Source organism: Dietzia maris (assembly GCF_014144855.1).
In the GTDB taxonomy this organism is placed as follows: Bacteria; Actinomycetota; Actinomycetes; order Mycobacteriales; family Mycobacteriaceae; genus Dietzia; species Dietzia kunjamensis.
In genome coordinates this window covers 1-2,567 of record NZ_JAALDN010000413.1, presented here as the reverse complement: position 1 = coordinate 2,567, position 2,567 = coordinate 1, and the positions used below count along the sequence as shown (strand labels likewise).

The 2,567-nt window shown below is 68.7% G+C and carries 2 protein-coding genes; one reads left to right on the top strand and one right to left on the bottom strand.

The window, feature by feature from the left end:
* The coding region (locus tag G6024_RS13330; RefSeq protein ID WP_194307443.1) for a WhiB family transcriptional regulator at nucleotides 1-370 on the bottom strand (370 nt) is incomplete at its 3' end.
* Between the two features lie 268 nt (nucleotides 371-638).
* Between G6024_RS13330 and G6024_RS13325 the strand changes: the two genes are divergently transcribed.
* On the top strand, nucleotides 639-2,567 hold a 1,929-nt coding region (locus tag G6024_RS13325), incomplete at its 3' end, for a transglycosylase domain-containing protein (RefSeq protein ID WP_159148904.1).

Below are 2,567 nucleotides of genomic sequence, written 5' to 3'. Positions count from 1 at the left end.
CCGCGGTGTGCCGCTCGATCTGCTGCGCGAAGAAGTCTGCCCAGGAACGGACCTCGGGGTGCTGCTTGAGCAGGGCGCGGCGCTGACGCTCGGTCATACCGCCCCAGACACCGAACTCGACGCGGTTGTCGAGTGCGTCGGCCCGGCACTGCAGCAGGACCGGGCAGTGCCGGCAGATGGACGCGGCCTTACGCTGCGCCGCGCCGCGGACGAACAGCTCGTCCGGATCGATGTCCTTGCACCGGGCCTGGGCCACCCATTCCTGGCGACCCTCCCCGATGATGATCTCCTCGGAGCCGAGGGGGTTGCCGGCACCGGGGCGGACCCCGTGGTCGGCGGAGTGGGTGGTCCCGGGGAGGGTGGACGTCATCGAAATACCCCTAGCGTGAGTGGAGTCGTGGACGGGTTCACCGCGCTCGTCTCCGGCCTTCTGAGCCCGCCCGACGCGGCGGACTCACTGTGTCGGCGGGCGTTCGCACCTGGGATTCGTGTATCGCGATCCCATTCCGGTCCGATCCGTCCCGCGTTCCCCCATATTGTTACCGCAGTCACACAACAGAAGTAAAGAGTCGACACATGATCGCCGCGCGACGGGTGGTCCCGGAGGGGTGGTCACGTACCCTGTGCGTGTGTCGGCTATGAGTTCGCTGGGAAAGCTGGTCGCGACGTGTGTCGCCGCCGGGGTGGTCACGGCGGGGTCCCTGTTCCCGATCGCGGGGGCAGCGGGGCTGGCATCCAACAAGATGGCCGACACGTTGGCCGGGACGTCCGCGGACCTCATCAAGGGTGACCTGCCGTCGATCTCCACGGTGACCGACTCCGCCGGCGCCCCCATCGCGTGGCTGTACGACCAGCAGCGCGTGCCGGTGCCCAGCGAGGAGATCTCGCAGCAGATGAAGCTGGCGATCATCGCCATCGAGGACCGCCGGTTCGCGGACCACAACGGTGTCGACTGGCGAGGCACCGTCCGCGCGGCCCTGACCAACGCCACCTCGGGCGAGGTCGAGCAGGGCGCGTCGACGATCGACCAGCAGCTGGTCAAGAACTACCAGTTCCTCGTCTCCGCCGAGAACGACGCGGAGCGTCGCGCCGCGGTCGAGACCACACCCGCGCGCAAGATCAAAGAGATCCGGATGGCGCTCACCCTCGACGGGGAGTTGAGCAAGGACGAGATCCTCACCAAGTACCTCAACCTGATCTCGTTCGGCAACGGCACGTTCGGCGTCCAGACCGCCGCGCAGACCTACTTCGGCGTCGACGCCCGCGACCTCAGCGTCCCCCAGGCGGCGATGCTCGCGGGCATGGTGCAGTCCACCAGTCGGTTCGACCCGTACACCAACCCCGAGGGCACCACGCAGCGCCGCAACACCGTCATCGACACGATGGTCCAGACCGGCGCCATCACCCCGGCCGGGGGCGAGGCCTACGCGGCCGAACCGCTGGGTGTGCTCGAGCGACCGAACCCGCTGCCCCGGGGGTGCATCACCGCCGGTGACAGCGGATTCTTCTGCGACTACGTCCTCCAGTACCTCGAGGAGAACGGCCTGAGTCGGGACATGGTGGAGCAGGGCGGGTACACGATCCGCACCACCCTTGACGAGACCGTGCAGTCGAACGTCCAGCGCTCGGTCGACACGTACGGCAACCCGACCGCCCAGGGCGTAGCCGAGGTCATGAGCGTCGTCCGGCCCGGCAAGGACGCCCACAAGGTCGTCGCGATGGCCTCCAGCCGCCAGTACGGACTCGAACTGGGCGACAGCCAGACCGTGCAACCGCAGCCGTTCTCGCTGGTCGGTGACGGCGGGGGCTCGGTCTTCAAGGTCTTCACCGTCGCCGCCGCCATGGAGAAGGGCATGGGCACCAACACGAGCCTCCCGGTGCCGCGTCGCGTCCAGGTCTCCGGACTCGGCGCCGGTGGCGCCGCCGGGTGCCCGCCCGCACAGTACTGCGTGGAGAACGCCGGCTCGTACCCCTCTACCTTGTCCGTGACCGACGCCCTCGCGCAGTCGCCCAACACGACGTTCGTGAATCTCATCAAGGACGTGGGCGTCTCGCCCACCGTCGACATGGCGGTCCGCCTCGGCATGCGTTCCTACGACCGCAAGGGCACCGCGCCCGGAGGCGAGTCCATCAGCGAGTTCGTCAAGAAGAACAACCTCGGCTCGTTCACCCTCGGGCCCACCGCCGTCAACGCGCTGGAACTGTCCAACGTCGGCGCCACCATCGCCTCCGGCGGAGTCTGGTGTCCCCCCAGTCCCATCGAGTCGATCACCGACCGCACCGGCGCACCCGTCGAGCTGAACGAGCCGGAGTGCGAGCAGGTGGTCGAGGAAGGGCTCGCCGACACCCTCGCCGTCGCCATGTCCAAGGACCACGTGAGCGGCGGCACGGCGGCCGGCGCCGCATCGGGCGCGGGGTGGAGCCTGCCGATGTCCGGCAAGACGGGAACATCCGAGGCCAACCGGTCCTCCGCGTTCCTGGGCTTCACCAACAACTACGCGGCGGCCGTCTACGCGTTCAACGACGGCACCACCACCACCGAGCTGTGCACCAGCCCCCTGCGCCAG